9 protein-coding genes and 3 pseudogenes are annotated in these 15,911 nt (G+C 67.5%); 6 read left to right on the forward strand and 6 right to left on the reverse strand.

Annotated features, from left to right (window positions below; genetic code table 11):
* Position 1: 1 nt before the first annotated feature.
* Positions 2-316: pseudogene (locus tag K9S39_RS06390) on the forward strand (NF041680 family putative transposase); the annotation flags it as partial.
* Positions 317-770: 454 nt separating this feature from the next.
* On the opposite strand, the pseudogene K9S39_RS43325 reads toward K9S39_RS06390, so the two are convergent.
* Positions 771-930: pseudogene (locus tag K9S39_RS43325) on the reverse strand (phosphotransferase); the annotation flags it as partial.
* Positions 931-1,165: 235 nt separating this feature from the next.
* On the opposite strand from K9S39_RS43325, the gene K9S39_RS06395 reads away from it, so the two are divergent.
* Both K9S39_RS06395 and car read left to right on the forward strand, forming a co-directional pair.
* Positions 1,166-1,525 (forward strand): hypothetical protein, encoded by a 360-nt coding sequence (locus K9S39_RS06395; RefSeq protein ID WP_248862355.1) that lies wholly within the window; start codon positions 1,166-1,168, stop codon positions 1,523-1,525.
* Positions 1,526-2,659: 1,134 nt separating this feature from the next.
* Positions 2,660-6,151, forward strand: coding sequence for a carboxylic acid reductase (car, locus tag K9S39_RS06400; protein WP_248862356.1), 3,492 nt, complete (start codon positions 2,660-2,662; stop codon positions 6,149-6,151).
* Between the two features lie 112 nt (positions 6,152-6,263).
* Here the strand turns inward: car and K9S39_RS43330 are convergent.
* Positions 6,264-7,668 (reverse strand): annotated as a pseudogene (locus K9S39_RS43330) (IS701 family transposase).
* A gap of 126 nt (positions 7,669-7,794) precedes the next feature.
* Between K9S39_RS43330 and K9S39_RS06410 the strand changes: the two are divergent.
* The 3 genes from K9S39_RS06410 (at position 7,795) to K9S39_RS06420 (ending at position 11,713) form a co-directional block, all read left to right on the forward strand.
* Positions 7,795-9,033: an IS4 family transposase gene (locus K9S39_RS06410; protein ID WP_248862357.1), complete on the forward strand. Its 1,239-nt coding sequence runs from the start codon at positions 7,795-7,797 to the stop codon at positions 9,031-9,033.
* Between the two features lie 630 nt (positions 9,034-9,663).
* Entirely contained in the window at positions 9,664-10,122 is a 459-nt protein-coding gene (locus tag K9S39_RS06415) for a CBS domain-containing protein (protein ID WP_248862358.1), read from the forward strand.
* Between the two features lie 70 nt (positions 10,123-10,192).
* Positions 10,193-11,713 carry a potassium/proton antiporter gene (locus K9S39_RS06420; protein WP_248862359.1) on the forward strand — a complete coding sequence of 507 codons (1,521 nt, stop codon included), beginning with the start codon at positions 10,193-10,195 and terminating at the stop codon, positions 11,711-11,713.
* A 259-nt stretch (positions 11,714-11,972) separates the two neighbouring features.
* Here K9S39_RS06420 and K9S39_RS06425 read toward each other — a convergent pair whose 3' ends face one another.
* The 4 genes from K9S39_RS06425 to K9S39_RS06440 form a co-directional block, all read right to left on the reverse strand.
* Positions 11,973-13,220: a cation:proton antiporter gene (locus K9S39_RS06425; RefSeq protein WP_248862360.1), complete on the reverse strand. Its 1,248-nt coding sequence runs from the start codon at positions 13,218-13,220 to the stop codon at positions 11,973-11,975.
* Positions 13,221-13,224: 4 nt separating this feature from the next.
* Positions 13,225-13,710 (reverse strand): cation:proton antiporter regulatory subunit, encoded by a 486-nt coding sequence (locus K9S39_RS06430; protein WP_248862361.1) that lies wholly within the window; start codon positions 13,708-13,710, stop codon positions 13,225-13,227.
* Between the two features lie 792 nt (positions 13,711-14,502).
* Positions 14,503-15,495, reverse strand: a complete 993-nt coding sequence (trxB, locus tag K9S39_RS06435) for a thioredoxin-disulfide reductase (RefSeq protein ID WP_248862362.1) — start codon at positions 15,493-15,495, stop codon at positions 14,503-14,505.
* On the reverse strand, positions 15,492-15,911 hold the full coding sequence (locus K9S39_RS06440) for an arsenate reductase ArsC (protein ID WP_248862363.1): 420 nt from the start codon (positions 15,909-15,911) through the stop codon (positions 15,492-15,494). Before K9S39_RS06440 ends, trxB begins: the two co-directional genes overlap by 4 nt.

The raw sequence follows: 15,911 nt of genomic DNA on the forward strand, positions 1-15,911 counted from the left end.
CATCATCTCCGCCCACACCCAGCTCCGGCTCGCCCACCCGCTCGTCCAGGACCTGCGGCGCCCTTGGGAGAAACCGGCCCCGCCTGCACGGCTCGCCCCGGCCCGGGTTCGGCGGGGGTTCAGGAACATCCGTCCGACGGCGGCCTCCCCGGCGGGGGCACCGAAACCCTCCCGGCCCGGCCCCGGCCGACCGCCGGGGACCATGAACCGGCGACGGGCTACCCGCCATGACGTGGGCAGAGTCCTCGCCACCGGCCAACTGTTCCAGAGGCCTACCCATCACAAGGTCGGCACGAAGCCCCGGCGGACTGGTTAAAAGACAAGCGTACGTCCAGCAGTCCGGACGTCACCGCAGCTCAGAAGGGGCGTGAACGATGTAACCGGACGACAAGCTCAGGGTTGCCAGCCGGTGCAAGTCCGGCCCGGGGAGATGCCAGGGTCCCCGGTAGCTGACTCCCGGCGTCGCTCGAAAGGGTGGCGTCGAAGTGGAGTGACAAGCGCCCTTCGGGGGCGTGCAACCGGCCAGTCCGCAACATGAAGTGAAGCCTGCAGCGCCGTCATTTAACCCCCGCCCGCGGGCGGGCCAAGGAGGAGCCGAGCCTGTGCTTGAAAGGCGAAGGCCATGGAAGGCGATCTTGGACCTGGAGCGGTCGCCGAAGAACCTCCCGGCGTAAGGGGCGTGGAATGGTCGGACGGTTGCCCTGGGAACTGGAGAGAGCCTCCTCGGCCCCGCGCATGCGGCGCGGGAAGCGTGGCCTGCCTATAACCGGCGGAACCGGGGGTCAGCACCGGGAGCGGCAGGCGCGGGGCCAGCACGGGTAGCCACCGCCGCTCCTTGAGCTGGAGCTCCGGAGTGGGGTCCATGCGCTGCATGCGCACGGCCAACTCGTCCCCGAGGCGCCACATTTGGTTGCCCCAGCCGCCCACAATCCAAATGTCAAGATTCACATCTCGCTGGATGGATTCCGTGGAGCCAGCCCCGCCGAACAATTCATCAACGCCTATAAAAATGGCAGCGGCACCAATTGGTTCGCGACGGAACGGGAGATGTACCACGTCGGCAAGGCTGTGCGAGTTGGGGACCGCCCCTGGGATGGCATCACATTCTATCGACATGGGGCCGAGGTGAAGGTCCCTGAGCCAGATTTTCTTTTCGGAGGGTGACATGGAAAAAATCGTAGAGTGGGGGCGCGAGTTTCAGGTTTGGCAGTATTCCGTTAGTCACTCCACGCTGCTACTACGTAGCGTCAATGTGGAAGGATTCGACACCCGGCTGGATGTCGCCTTCATGGCGGTCGAGTTGATGCATTTGCGCCCTTACTACAGCCATCTGGAAATCAGTGAGGCGCACAGCGAGGAGAGGGAGCGAATCCTGGGATCTCATTCGTCCACGAAAGCGGCAGGAACGCTCTATCTCCTCAATGGGGGCAAGGGTTACGTTTTGGCTCGGCGATGCTCATGGCATGAGGATCTTGGAGATCACCATACCCCCTCAAAATTCGGCCCACTTCGAGGTACGGAGTAGACCTTTTTGTGAAATTCTGAAACCTGCACCAAGGTTCTCTCAGTGAACGTGTAGGAGAACAACCCCGATCGTCCACAGGACGGATATACCGGTCACGAACCCGATGACAAGCAAAATGACTCCGAGAACGATCACAGGGTGCTCCCGACGCAGCCTGGCCGGCACCGTCACCGTTCCGCGTGGCGAGGCCCGTGGCCCGGGGTCGTGCCACTGAGCGGCGGAGGTCCCTTCGACCGGGACGCGACCAGCGGACCCAGCGCCCCTCAAGGACCTTGCCTGGGGTCTGGCCGGCCGCGGCGTGGCGGTGCTGCGCAATGACAAGATGACCTTCACATACGCGACGGAGGTGGCCGCCGCGGACGACTTCACGATGACACGCGAGTACGTCCCCTACGCGGCTGCCGCTGTCCGTCTGCTCCAGGGGAGCCTCGCGTCGCTTCCAGCCGGGTGTTCGTCGCCGGGCACAGCATGGGTGGCAAGGTCGCCCCACGGGTCGCCGAGACCGAGCCGTCCGTCGCGGGCGTCGTGATCCTGGCGGGTGACGCCGAGCCCATGCACCGGGCGGCCGTCCGGGTCGTAAGCCACCTTGCCGCCCTCGACCCCGGCCCGCACTCCGAGGCGGCCCTCGCGAAGATCACCCGTCAGGCCACGACCGTCGAGACCGCTCTGTCACCCCGTACGCCCCGAGAGAACTGCCCTTCGGCCTTCCTGCCTCGTACTGGCTGGACCTGCGTTCCTGCGCCCCAGCCGCCCGCCGACCACCACGACCACGAGCAGCACCACCGCGACGACCACCACCCGCCGGAACCCGCCGAGCAGCAACCTGTTGCCACCACTACGACCAGCAGCACCCTGCAGCCGCCGGAGGCCCCGCCCACGGCTCCCCTCGCACCACGCCCCGTATACGTGAGAAAACGGGCTGTGGCTGCACAGCAGCACCGGTGCCATAGGACGGATATCACACCGTCATCACTGCTGGTGCCACCTACCGGCTGTATAGTTGGTTGGTATATACACTTAATCGAGAGGCAGGCCCTCGGGGTGCGTGAGTAGTGGTGACTGGCGAAAAGCTGGTGATGGGTGATGAGTTGGAAGCCTGAGGTCAAGGGTGGCGTGTCCGCGCGAGTGGAGCGTGTGACCGCCGAGTTGTCTGTTCACGACCGGCAGTTCCGGGACGCCCGGCCGCGGGAAGCGGTCAGTGCCGTGGCGCGGGAGCCGGGGCTGCGATGGGCGCAGACGGTGGCGGCGATCATGGAGTGGTACGCCGATCGGCCCGCTCTGGGTGAGCGGGCGACAGAGGTGGTGACCGACCCGGTGTCGGGCCGTACCTCGCTGCGGCTGTTGCCGGAGTTCGAGACGATCAGTTATCGCGAGCTGTGGGCGGGTGTGCGAGCGGTCGCGGCGGAATGGCACCAGGATGGGCAGTGTCCGCTTCGTGCGGGTGATTTCGTCGCTCTGCTCGGGTTCACCAGCAGCGACTACACGATGCTTGATCTGGCGTGTGGGTATCTCGGTGCGGTCGCTGTGCCGCTGCAGTCCAGCGCTGCGCTTGCTCAGTTGACGCCGGTCGTCGAGGAGACCGGGCCTCGTGTCCTCGCGGCGAGCATCGAATACCTGGACACTGCCGTCGACTTGGCGCTGTCGGGTGCGCAGACGCCGCGGGTGGTGGTGTTCGACTACCGCCCGGAGGCCGATGACCAGCGGGAGAAGTTCGAGGCGGCGCGCAGGCGGTTGGCCGAGGCCGGTGTCACCGCGCTTGACTCGCTTGCGGCGGTGCTCGAACGAGGACGCGTGTCGCCGCCCGCGCCGATGTTCACCCCTGGTGCGGATGAGGACCCGCTGAGCCTGCTCATCTATACCTCCGGAAGTACGGGCACGCCGAAGGGCGCCATGTACACCGACCGGATGGTGCGGAAGCTGTGGTCCGGGTCCCTGTTCCGGTTCGAGTCGGGCGACCTGCCCGCGATCGGGATCAACTACATGCCGTTGAGTCACATCGCCGGGCGCTCTTCACTGTTCGGGACGCTCGGTCGTGGCGGCATCAGCTACTTCACGGCCAAGAGCGATCTGTCCACGCTGTTCGAGGACATCGGTCTGGTCCGGCCGACCGAACTGCTCCTGGTGCCGCGGATCTGCGACATGCTGTTCCAGGAGTACCAGAGTGGGCGCGACCGGCGCGCCGCTGACTTCGACGACGAGAACGCGCTGGACGCGGCGGTGAAGGCGGATCTGCGAGAGCGCCGTCTGGGTGGACGCGTGCTGGAAGTCACCTGTGGCAGCGCGCCCCTTTCTGCCGACATGGCGGCGTTCGTCGAGTCCAGTCTGGATCTGCGGCTGCACGATGGCTACGGCTCGACCGAGGCCGGAGGAATCCTGTTCGACACGCAGATGTTGCGGCCGCCGGTACTCGATTACAAGCTTGTCGATGTTCCCGAGCTTGGCTATTTTCGCACCGATTCGCCGTATCCGCGGGGCGAGCTTCTGGTCAAGACGGAAAACATCTTTCCCGGGTACTACAAACGGCCCGAGGTGACGGCCGAGGTCTTCGATGAGGACGGCTATTACAAGACCGGTGATGTCATGGCCGAGATCGCGCCGGATCAGCTCGTCTACGTCGACCGCCGCAATAATGTGCTCAAGCTGTCGCAGGGCGAGTTCGTCGCCGTCTCACGCCTGGAGGCCATCTTCGTCACCAGCCCGCTCATCCGGCAGATCTTTGTCTACGGCAGCAGCGAACGCGCTTACCTGCTAGCGGTGATCGTGCCGACCGAGGAAGCCGCCCAGCGGGCTGGAAACTCCGCCGAGCTCAAAGCATCGCTCAGTGAGTCGCTGCAGCACGTCGCGAAGCGGGCCGAGCTGAATTCCTACGAGATTCCCCGTGATTTTCTGATCGAGACCAAACCGTTCACCACCGAGAACGGCCTACTCTCGGATGCGCGGAAATTGTTGCGCCCGCGGCTGAAAGAACGCTACGGCGACCGCCTCGAACAGCTCTACAGCGAACTCGCCGAAAGACAGGCCGACGAACTGCGCACACTCCGCCGCAGCGGCGCCGAGGCGCCGGTGCTCGCAACGGTCAGCCGCGCCGCGCAGGCGCTGCTGGGCTCCTCGAGCGCCGACCTGGACGCCACCACCCATTTCACCGAGCTCGGCGGCGACTCCCTGTCCGCACTGTCGTTCTCCAACCTGCTGCGGGAGATCTTCGACATCGAGGTCCCGGTCGGGGTCATCATCAGCCCGGCAAACGATTTGCGCCAGATCGCGAACTACATCGAAGCCCAGCGCGCACCCGGGGCGAAACGGCCCGCGTTCGCGACCGTGCACGGCCAGGACAGCACCGAAATCCATGCAGGCGACCTGCGACTGGACAAGTTCATCGACACTGGCGTGATCGCCGCTGCCAAGACGCTGCCGCGCCCCAGCGGTGGCACCCCGCACACCGTGCTGCTGACCGGCGCGAACGGTTATCTCGGCCGTTTCCTGTGCCTGGACTGGCTGCAACGGCTTGCCGAGACCGGCGGCACACTGATCTGCATCGTCCGGGGCACTGACGCGACCGCGGCCCGCACACGGCTCGACGCGGCATTCGACAGCGGCGACGCGGAACTGATACGGCACTACCAGGAACTGGCCGCCGAACACCTGGAAGTCCTTGCCGGCGATATCGGCGAACCCAACCTCGGCCTGGACGAGAAGACCTGGAACCGGCTGGCCGAAAACGTCGACCTGATCATGCACCCGGCCGCGTTGGTCAACCACGTCCTGCCCTACAACCAGGTGTTCGGACCCAACGTCGTCGGCACCGCCGAGCTGATCCGGATGGCCATCACCAGCAAGATCAAACCGTTCACCCATCTCTCGACCGTAGGCGTGGTGGCGCAGCTCGACCCGTCAGCCCTCGACGAGGACACCGATATCCGCGTCCTCAGCCCCACCCGCACGCTCGACGGCACATACGCCAACGGCTACGGGACAAGTAAATGGGCCGGCGAAGTGCTCCTGCGGGAAGCGCACGAGGCGTGCGGCCTGCCCGTCACCGTCTTCCGATCGGACATGATCCTCGCGCACAGCCGCTACACCGGGCAGCTCAACGTCCCGGACATGTTCACCCGCCTACTGCTCAGTCTCATCACGACCGGGATCGCGCCCCGTTCCTTCTACCGCACCGACGCCCAAGGGAACCGGCCACGGGCGCACTATGAGGGGCTGCCGGTCGATTTCACCGCCGAGGCCGTCGCCAAACTCGGCGCGCACAACACCAGCGGATACCGGACGTTCAACACACTCAACCCCTACGACGACGGTATCTCGCTGGACGTGTTCGTCGACTGGCTCAACCAAGCCGGATACCCGGTACAGCGCATCGACAACTACCAGGACTGGTTCGCCCGGTTCGACACCGCCATCCGCGCACTGCCCGAAACCCAGCGACAGCACTCGCTCCTGCCGCTGCTGCACTCCGTCCAGCAGCCCAGCGAGCCGATCCCCGGCTCCGCCATTCCGGCCGAGCGGTTCCACACCGCGGTACGGGACGCCAAGATCGGTGCCGACAAAGACATCCCGCATCTATCTGCCGCGCTCATCGGCAAATACGCCACTGACCTGCAACAGCTCGGCTTGCTGTGATCCCCATGAGCACCCTGTTATCCAGGGAGCCCTTGCAGCCGTCAGACACATATGGCAAGTAGGGCTGGAGGCCACGTGCCTAGCGGTGGTTTGTTAGACCGGGCAGTAGAGGTCAAGTGGTCTGCCTGTGCCGACGGCGTTGATCAGGGATTGGAGTGTGGCGGGAGGGGGTTTCGTTGACCATGCCCGCCAGTAGCGTTGCAGCGTGGCCCAGGGCGTCAGCCAGCCACGGACGGCCCGGATGGCGTGGGGCCAGCAGGCCGGCTGGGGCTGGTGGGGCGGTGGGGTGCCCCCTCTCTGGCCGGCCAGGAGCCGGCTCCTCCTCATGGGCGACGGGTGGGGGTGGGGTGAACCAGGTGTCCCAGCAGAAGCTGAACGCGCAGGTGACGAGGGTCTGGTGGCGGCGGATGGCGACATCGGAGCGGACCTGGAAGTCAGCCCATCCGAGCTCGTCCTTGACCTGCTTGTAGCTCTGCTCGACCCAGTGCCGCAGTCCGTAGATCCGCACGACTTCGGTGAGGTCGGCGGCCGGGTGACGGCTGCCGCTCTCGCGTGTCGATCCCGGCCGGGGCAGGTTGGTGGCCAGGTACCAGGTGGACTGCGCGGGCAGCGTGGCCGGGTCGGTGGTGGCGATCACCAGCCGGGTGGTGCTGTCCGGGCCCCACCAGCCCAGCTGGGCATCGGCGGCCCACCACCTGGTGGTGTGTCCGTCGCGGAAGGTGCGGGTCACCGCCGTCCAGTCGCCGGGGCGGTCCGGTCCGTGCCAGGCCAGGTCGCGGGCGGCGTCGACGGGCGTGTACGCCTCGTCGCCGTAGGCCCAGGCTCCCCGCCGGGGTTTGAGCGCCATCACGAACGGCAGCCCTGCGGCCGACAGTTCCCCGCGGAAGGCGTCCTGGTCGCCGTAGGCACAGTCGGCGGCCACCGCCCGCAAAGACACCCCCGACTCCTTCGCCTTCCGGGCCAGGTCGGCTCCGATCTGGAGTTTCGTGCGGGAAGTCGGGGTCGTTCTTCCCCTTCGGGAAGTGGTGGGCGGGGGTGTAGGGCACGGCGTGCAGGGGGTAGTAGACGCGCTCGTCCGCCCAGCAGGTGGTCACGGTGACGACGCCGCGGTCGATTTTCCCGACCGAGCCCAGGTACTGCTTGCCGACGTGCGCGGTCGCACTCCCGTCCTTGCGGTCACCGGAGTCGTCGACGACCAGCACCCCGCCCGAGTGCGGGGCCGTGGCTGGATCGGCCAGCAGCAGCTCCACACGGCGGGCGTTGACCTTCTCATGGTCCCAGGTCGACTCGGACAGGAAGAACTGCAGCCGCTGGACCGCCCGATGCTGAGCGCCGGCCACCGGCTCCGTACCGGCCAGGCAGGTCAGCGTCTTGTTCCGGTCCCTCGGCAGCAGCAGCCCTACGAGGTACTCGCGGAACCCCCGGCGCTGTGCCAACGTGGAAAACAGGTCATCGAAGCGGGCGGCATAAGCTTCCAACGGCCCCGGCGCGGGCGGACACGGCACACGCTTGGTCATCACAACCCCCCGGACAGTGGGCGGAGTTCCCACCAACTGGCCTACTACCGACCCGAACCGCCGTCAACAAACCACCGCTAGGCCCAATACCGGTGACTTTGAGGTTTTCGGGTCGTTGAGTGGGGTGTGCCAAGGCCCGGACAGGTGAAGTCGTCGGCGGACGAGCGGTTGTCGGACCGGATCGCGCTTGGGGTGCTGACCCGCGCGTTTCCGCCGGAGCTGGTGGATGAAGTGGTCGCGGGGTGCGGCCGGGTCGAGCAGCGGCATCGGCTGCTCCCGGCCCGGGTGGTGGTCTATTTCGTGCTCGCGATGTGCCTGTTTTCCGGTCAGGGCTATGAGGAGGTCGCCAGGCTGATCACCCACAGGCTGGAGCGGATGGGCCGGTGGAAGACGTGGCGGGTGCCGACCACCGCGGCGATCGGCCGGGCCCGGCTGCGGCTGGGCCCGGAACCGCTCAAGGCCCTGTTCGCCCGGGTATGCAGGCCCGTGGCCACCGAAGAGACGGCCGGTTCCTGGTATCGGGGCCGGCGGCTGGTCGCGGTGGACGGCACCACATTCGATGTGCCTGACACCCAGGCCAATGCCGCTTTCTTCGGCCGCCCCGGGGTGGGCCGCGGAGGAGAGAAGAGCGCCTACCCGCAGGCACGGGTGGCCGCCCTCGTCGAGTGCGGCACCCACGCCGTCTTCGCGGCCGAGGCCGGGCCTTTGGCCGTGCACGAAACCGAGCTGGCCCAGCGCCTGTTCGGCTCACTGACGCCCGGAATGCTGGTCCTGGCCGACCGGGGCTTTCACAGCTTCGACCTGTGGCGGGCCGCCGCCGCGACCGGTGCCGACCTGCTGTGGCGCGTCAAGAGCGACGCGGTTCTGCCCGTGCGGACTCTGCTGGAGGACGGTTCTTACCTCTCACAGATCGTCGCCGCCCGCGACAGAAACCGCCGCGCGGATCCGGCCCACGTCCGCGTCATCGAGTACACCCTCGGTCCCGAAGGCGGCGCCACGACGGTCTACCGGCTGATCACCACGATCCTGGCCCCCAAGGCCGCGTCCGCCACCTCACTGGCCGCGCTCTACGCCCAGCGGTGGGAGATCGAGAACACCCTGGACGAGATCAAGACCCACCAAGGCGGATCCCGCCTCGTCCTGCGCTCCCAGCACCCGGCCGGGATCGAGCAGGAGATCTTCGGCTTCCTGCTGGTGCATCACGCACTGCGGGACCTCATGCACCAGGCCGCCCAGCACTCCGGCCAGGACCCCGACCGGATCTCCTTCACCCGCACCCTGCGCGTCATCCGCCGCCACGTCACCGACCAGGCGGCGTTTTCCCCCCTCCCGGCTGGCCCGGGCCCTGACCGCGGCCCTGCATGAGATCCGCGAACGCCCCCTGCCGCCCCGGCGGTTGCGCTCCAGCCCCCGCGTCATCAAACGCAAAATGTCCAATTGGAAGCTCAAGCGCACCGAGCATCGCAACCCGCCCCCACCGGACGCTCCCCGTCTGACGCTGGTCGGACCAACCAAGACCCGGCCAACCCGCCGGAAAACAAACTAAATCACCGGTATTGGTACTAGGCCTGGTCTGTGCAATTCGATCTTGCATTTCCCATCGGCTGGTATCGCAAGTGTGGGTTCGCATTTCCGCAGTCCCTCGCACGCCTCCGATCTGCTGTGCTTGGCCATGTCTCAGTCGGGGACAGCAGGGTTTTGTCTCACGATCTTGCCCCTTGAGGTCTGTCCACCGCTGTGTACGCCCCAGACGGTGGCAGCGAGGTGATGATCCGTCCTGGATGACGTCCGCTCCAAGTTGGAGCTTGTTGCTGACCAACGACAGCGAGGTCATCGATAGCGACTGGCTTCCGTGTGGATGTCCGTTTGTGCGGGGAGGGCGGCGGTAGGGTCCGGGGTGGTATGTCGGGAATCTGTTTGGCGGTCGTGGTCAGCTGGCTGTTGCGTTGGCCAGGGCTGGCGTACTTGCGGCGCCGATGACGCAAGGGGACGCGTATGCGTGCGGGCGATCTGGCGGAGCCGTATCCGGCGGTGTGTACGGACGACGACGCCATGGACGCGGCTCGTTTGTTCGTGGAGCGGCGGTTGCCGGCGCTGTTGGTGCTCGATCGCGATGGGCGGCCGTACGCGATCGTGCCTGGTTCGCAGCTGCTGAAGGTCATGGTGCCCGACTTTGTGCTGCGAGATACGTCTCTGGCCAGAACCTTCGTGGAGGGGGATGTGCAGACGCTGTCGGAGGCGCTGGCCGGGCTCTCGGTAGCGCAGTGGCTGCCGGGGCCACGTGTCCTGCCGACGGTGGTCGGACTGAGTGCCGACGTCTTGGAGGTTGCTGCGCTGATGGTGACGACGCGTACCCCGTTGGTGGCCGTTGTCGAGTCGGACGGGGAGCGGACACGGACGACGGGCGCGATCAGCGCGGCTCGGTTGATGGAGCATTTCCTGGACCAGCCGTGAGATGTACCAGTGTGACCGAGCGCGGCATGTCGCTGGTGCACCGCGCGTATAGGGGTGCTGGGGCGGTCTGGTGACGCTGCAGGAGCTGTATCTGGCCCTGCTGGTCGGCGGCGCGGTGCTGCTGGCCAGCATCGCCGCGGCCCGCATGGCGCACCGGATCGGGCTGCCCGGTCTGCTGCTGTTCCTCGCCGTTGGCGTGATCCTCGGTGAGGACGTCCTCGGTCTGGAGTTCGATGACGCGGGGCTGGCCCAGTCCCTCGGCATCGCGGCTCTGGCGGTGATCCTCGTCGAGGGCGGTCTGACCACGCAGTGGACGGACGTCCGGCGGCTGCTGCTGCCTGCCGGGGTGCTGGCGACGGTGGGTGTGGCCGTGTCGGTGATGGTCACCGCGGCCGGGGCGCACTGGCTTCTGGGGATGGACTGGCATCTGGCGCTGTTGCTGGGTGCGATCGTCTCGTCCACGGATGCGGCGGCGGTTTTCGCGGTACTGCGGGCGCTGCCGCTGCCGCAGAAGGTGTCGGGGCTGCTGGAGGCCGAATCGGGGTTCAACGACGCGCCCACCATCATCCTGGTGCTGGTCTTCAGCACCGCGGCCGAGGACCTGCCCGATGCGGCGCACATCGTCGGCAACGTCGTGTACCAGCTCGGCGTGGGCGGTGCCTTGGGGCTGGCCATGGGGCGCCTTGGTGTCGCTGCCCTGCGGCACATCGCGCTGCCGGCCACGGGCCTGTATCCGCTGGCGACGGTGGGCTTCGGCATCATCGCGTTCGCCGCCGCCGGCGCCGTGAACGCCAGCGGCATCATCGCCGCCTACCTCGCCGCGCTCGTCCTGGGCAACGCCAAGTTGCCGCATCGCGCTGCAATCCGCTCCTTCGCAGAGGGAACGGGCTGGCTGGCCCAGATCGGCCTGTTCGTCATGCTCGGCCTCCTGGTGACCCCAAGGGAGCTGCCCTCCGCCGTCCTCCCGGCCGTCGCGGTCGGGCTCGTTCTCGTGCTCGCGGCCCGGCCCGTCTCCGTGCTCGCCTGCCTGCTGCCGTTCCGGCTGCCGTGGCGCGAGCAGGCGTTCATCTCCTGGGCCGGACTGCGCGGCGCGGTCCCGATCGTGCTGGCCACCTTCCCCATCGTCGAAGGGGTCAGCGGCGCCATCGACGTGCTGAACATCGTCTTCGTCCTGGTGGTCCTGTTCACCCTGCTCCAGGGCCCCAGCCTGCCCGCCGTCGCGCGCAGGCTCGGCCTGGTCCGTCCTGATGCCCTGCGGGAGGTCCAGGTCGAGACGGCCCCACTGGACGTGCTGGATGCGGACCTGCTCACCGTCATCATCCCGCCCGGTTCACGGCTCAAAGGGGTGGCCGTCTTCGAACTGCGCCTGCCGCCGCCGACCATGCTCACCTTGATCGTCCGGGGCGGCGTCACCATCGTCCCGCGTCAGGACACGGTGCTGCGTACGGGGGACGAGCTGTTGCTGATCACGACACCGAAGGTGCGGGAGGCCGCCGAACGACGGCTGCGTGCCGTCGGCCGCCGTGGCAAACTCGCCCGCTGGTTCGGTGAGCAAGGCGATCCGGGGCCCACCGGCCGGGTCACCGGCTGAGGGGTCAGCGGGTCCGTCCGCGTCGTCGGACGGCGATCCGCCAGGCCGGATACAGGATGCTCACCGGCCACAACGTGATCAGCAGGATGAGTGTCAGGGCACTGGAGGCGGGATGCCCCGCGGTGTCCCGCCGCCATCCCTCGTCGCGGACCAGGAGGCGCGGCAGGCTTCCGGTGAAGCCGACGACGCCGAGGTAGACGGCCAGGGCGGCGAGCAGAAGGAGTCTCCCGGTCCGTGGACGCCGCCCAGGCGTCGTCGGTCATGCCCGGCGGGCCGTGCCGTCGTCCACCGGCTCCAGTGCCTCCGGGAGGGCTTCCGTCTTCGTGGCCCGGGCTGCGGGAGGCTGCTTGCGGCGCCCGGTCAGGCGGGTGGCGAGGGGTTCGGTGTAGCGGGCGGTGAGCGGGCCGATGATGACCAGCACCAGCACGTAGGCGGTGGCGAGCGGGCCGAGGGAGGGTTCGATGCCGGCGGTGACGGCGAGTCCGGCGATGACGATGGAGAACTCACCACGGGCGACCAGCGTGCCGCCGGCCCGCCACCGGCCCTTGGCGGAGATCCCGGCGCGCTTCGCCGCCCAGTACCCGGTGGCGATCTTCGTGCAGGCGGTGACCACCGCCAGGGCAAGTGCCGGGAGGAGGACGGGCGGGATGCTGGCGGGGTCGGTGTGCAGCCCGAAGAAGACGAAGAACACCGCCGCGAACAAGTCCCGCAAGGGGCTGAGCAGGTTGTGCGCGCCCTCGGCGACCTCCCCGGACAAGGCGATGCCCACCAGGAACGCGCCAACAGCTGCGGACACCTGAAGCTGCTGGGCTATGCCTGCGACAAGCAGCGTCAGGCCCAGCACCACGAGCAGCAGCTTCTCCGGGTCGTCGCTGGAGACGAAACGGGAGATGACCCGTCCGTACCGGAGAGCGACGAACAGCACCAGTCCGGCGACACCCAGGGCGATCGCCAGGGTGAGGCTTCCGGCGGCCAGGCTCACTCCGGCCAGGAGAGCGGTGATGATGGGCAGGTAAACGGCCATGGCGAGGTCTTCGAGGACCAGGATGCTCAGGATCACCGGGGTTTCGCGGTTGCCGAGCCGCCCGAGGTCGCCCATGACCTTGGCGATGACGCCGGAGGAGGAGATCCAGGTGACCCCGGCCAGGACCACGGTGGCCACCGGGCCCCAGCCGAGCAGCAGGGCCATCGCCGCGCCCGGCAGGGCGTTCAGGGCGGCGTCGAGGAGCCCGGCCGGGTACTGGGTCTTGAGGTTGGAGACCAGATCGCTGGCGGTGTATTCCAGGCCGAGCATCAGCAGGAGCAGGACGACGCCGATCTCGGCGCCGATGGCGACGAACTCCTCACTCGTACCGAGCGGCAGCAGACCGCCCTCACCGAAGGCGAGCCCGGCCAGTAGGTAGAGAGGGATCGGAGAGAAGTGAAAACGTCCGGCGAAGCGGCCCAGGAGTCCCAGGCTGAGGATGATCGCGCCGAATTCGATCAGAAAGACAGCGGACGAGTGCACCGGATCAGTCCCGTCCCAGGATCGTGGCGGCAGCCTCCACGCCCTCGCGGGTGCCGATCACGATGAGGATGTCCCCGCCGGCCAGCCGGAATTCGGGCCCGGGAGACGGAATCGCCTCGGCCCGGCGCAGCACCGCCACGATGGACACTCCGGTCTCCGTGCGCATCCGGGTATCACCCAGCACCCGGCCGTTCCAGTACGAGACGGAGGACAGCTCAATGCACTCAGCGACCAGACCGAGATCGGTGGTCGACAGCAGATTAGGGCTGTGGTGCGAGGGCATCAGCGCGTCGATCAGCGCCGCTGTCTCACCGGCGGTGAGCTTCACCGACAGCGCGCACTCATCCGGATCGTCGTTGCGGTAGGCGTTGAGGGTGCGTCCCCCGTCGCGGTGGGCGACCACCGACAGACGGCGGTGCTCGCGGGTGGTGAGGTCGTAGCGGGCCCCGATCCCAGGGAGCGGTGTACTGCTCAGGCGTGGAACGGGCACGGCGGTCCCCCTGATGGGTGGTGTCGATGCGGGCGGGCAGAGGCACGCTCCGGTGCCGTCCGACGCCACCCTACCGATTCACATTGGCCCACCCTGCGTTGGTTCGGCAGCGCGCTCCTGTGCTGGCAGGGACGATCAGGCGCCGTCGTACACCCAAGCCAGCCAGTCTGCCGGTACTCCTCCACCGGGATCGACCCAGCAGACCCGACAGGAACGGCTTGGAGCCCAAGGGCGATGGGTGGGGAGCGGAGGCGCGCAGACAGCAAGTTCAAAATCGCTCGCTCAGGCCGGCGATGAACGCATCCGATGGTTCCGCAAACGCGCTGCCCCGTCTTCGAGTCCTTTGCGTCGTCGTGCGACTTCTTCCTTCATGAGGTCGTCGGTACGGCTGCTGTGCCAGATGGTGCCTTCCCACTCACGTATCCGTATGGCAGCACCTCTAACGCACACCCCGTCCAGCTAACCCCGCCCCTCTCCGCAAGGCCACTCTTCAACCCGCAAGATCCCCCGCAAAGTGAAGCTTCAATCCGCAGCCTTCAACGTCACCGGACAACACCTGTCCGGTGCGGTTGAAGGCTGCACCCGTCGGCGGTCGTGACCAGCGAGGTGAAGGTCCGCCTGCACGATCGGCGCCGCGGTTGTCCAGACCTACTTTGCATCTTCGGCGACCGACCGCTGCCTGCCGCGAAAACAGCGTGAGCATGCCGCAAGTTCAATTCCCTGAGACCGCGACGTAACGGCAGGCTGCTCGTGCCTCCCGTCGTTATGCGCCGGGAGGCACGAGCAGAACGGCTACCGGTCAGTGGTGGTCAGTTGCGGCTCGCGTGCGTGTGCACTGTGCTCGCCGTCAACCAGGGCAGCCAGGTACCGCTCGGCGTCGAGGGCGGCGGAGCAGCCAGTGCCGGCGGCGGTGATGGCCTGGCGGTAGGTGTGGTCCACCACGTCGCCTGCGGCGAATACACCGGGGAGGTTCGTGCGGGTCGAGGGCGCCGTCACCTTCAGGTAGTTGTCGTCGTCGGTATCGAGCTGACCGGCGAACAGTTCGGTGCGCGGGTCGTGGCCGATCGCGACGAACAGGCCCGTCACGGGCAGTTGGGAGGTCTCGCCGGTCTTGGCGTTGCGCAGGGTCAGGCCGGAGAGCTTGCCGCCGTCGTCGTGGATTTCGGCGACCTCGCTGTCCCAGGCGAAGCGGATCTTCGGGTCGGCGAAGGCTCGCTCTTGCATTGCCTTGGATGCGCGCAGGGTGCCACGGCGGTGGACGATGGTGACGGACTTGGCGAAGCGGGAGAGGAAGGTGGCTTCTTCCAGAGCGGTGTCGCCGCCGCCGATCACGGCGATCTCGTGGTCGCGGAAGAAGAATCCGTCGCAGGTGGCGCAGTACGAGACGCCACGGCCGGAGAGCGCGTCCTCATTCGGCAGGCCGAGCTTACGGTGCTGGGAGCCGGTGGTGACTATGACGGCCCTGGCGCGGTGGACGGTGCCCGCCGAGTCGGTGACCGTCTTGATCTCACCGGTCAGGTCCACGGCGGTGACGTCGTCCGGGATGAGTTCGGCGCCGAAGCGTTCGGCCTGGGCCCGCATGTTGTCCATGAGGTCGGGGCCTTGGATGCCGTCGGCGAAGCCGGGGAAGTTCTCAACCTCGGTGGTGGTCATCAGCGCGCCGCCTGCGGTCACCGCTCCCTCGAAGACCAGCGGCTTGAGGCTGGCGCGGGCGGTGTAGAGGGCTGCGGTGTAGCCGGCGGGGCCAGAGCCGATGATGATGACGTCACGGATGTCGTCGGTCACTTGGCTGCCTCCGCGTCGATCTCGGCGATCAGAGCCTCAATGCGGGTCTTGATCTCGTCGCGGATGGGCCGGACGGACTCGACGCCCTTGCCTGCGGGGTCTTCCAGGGCCCAGTCGAGGTACTTCTTGCCGGGGAAGATCGGGCAGGCGTCGCCGCAGCCCATGGTGATGACGTAGTCGGACGCCTGGACGGCCTCGGTAGTCAGGACCTTCGGCGACTGGTCGGCGATGTCGATGCCGACCTCCTTCATCGCCTCGACCGCGGAGGGGTTGACCTGGTCGGCGGGCAGGGAGCCTGCGGAGCGGACCTCGATGCGGTCGCCGGCGAGGTGGGAGAGGAATCCGGCGGCCATCTGCGAGCGGCCGGCGTTGTGGACGCAGACGAACAGCACGGACGCGGCGGTGGTGGAGGACAT

Origin of the sequence: Streptomyces halobius (assembly GCF_023277745.1) — a bacterium.
Classification (GTDB): domain Bacteria; phylum Actinomycetota; class Actinomycetes; order Streptomycetales; family Streptomycetaceae; genus Streptomyces; species Streptomyces halobius.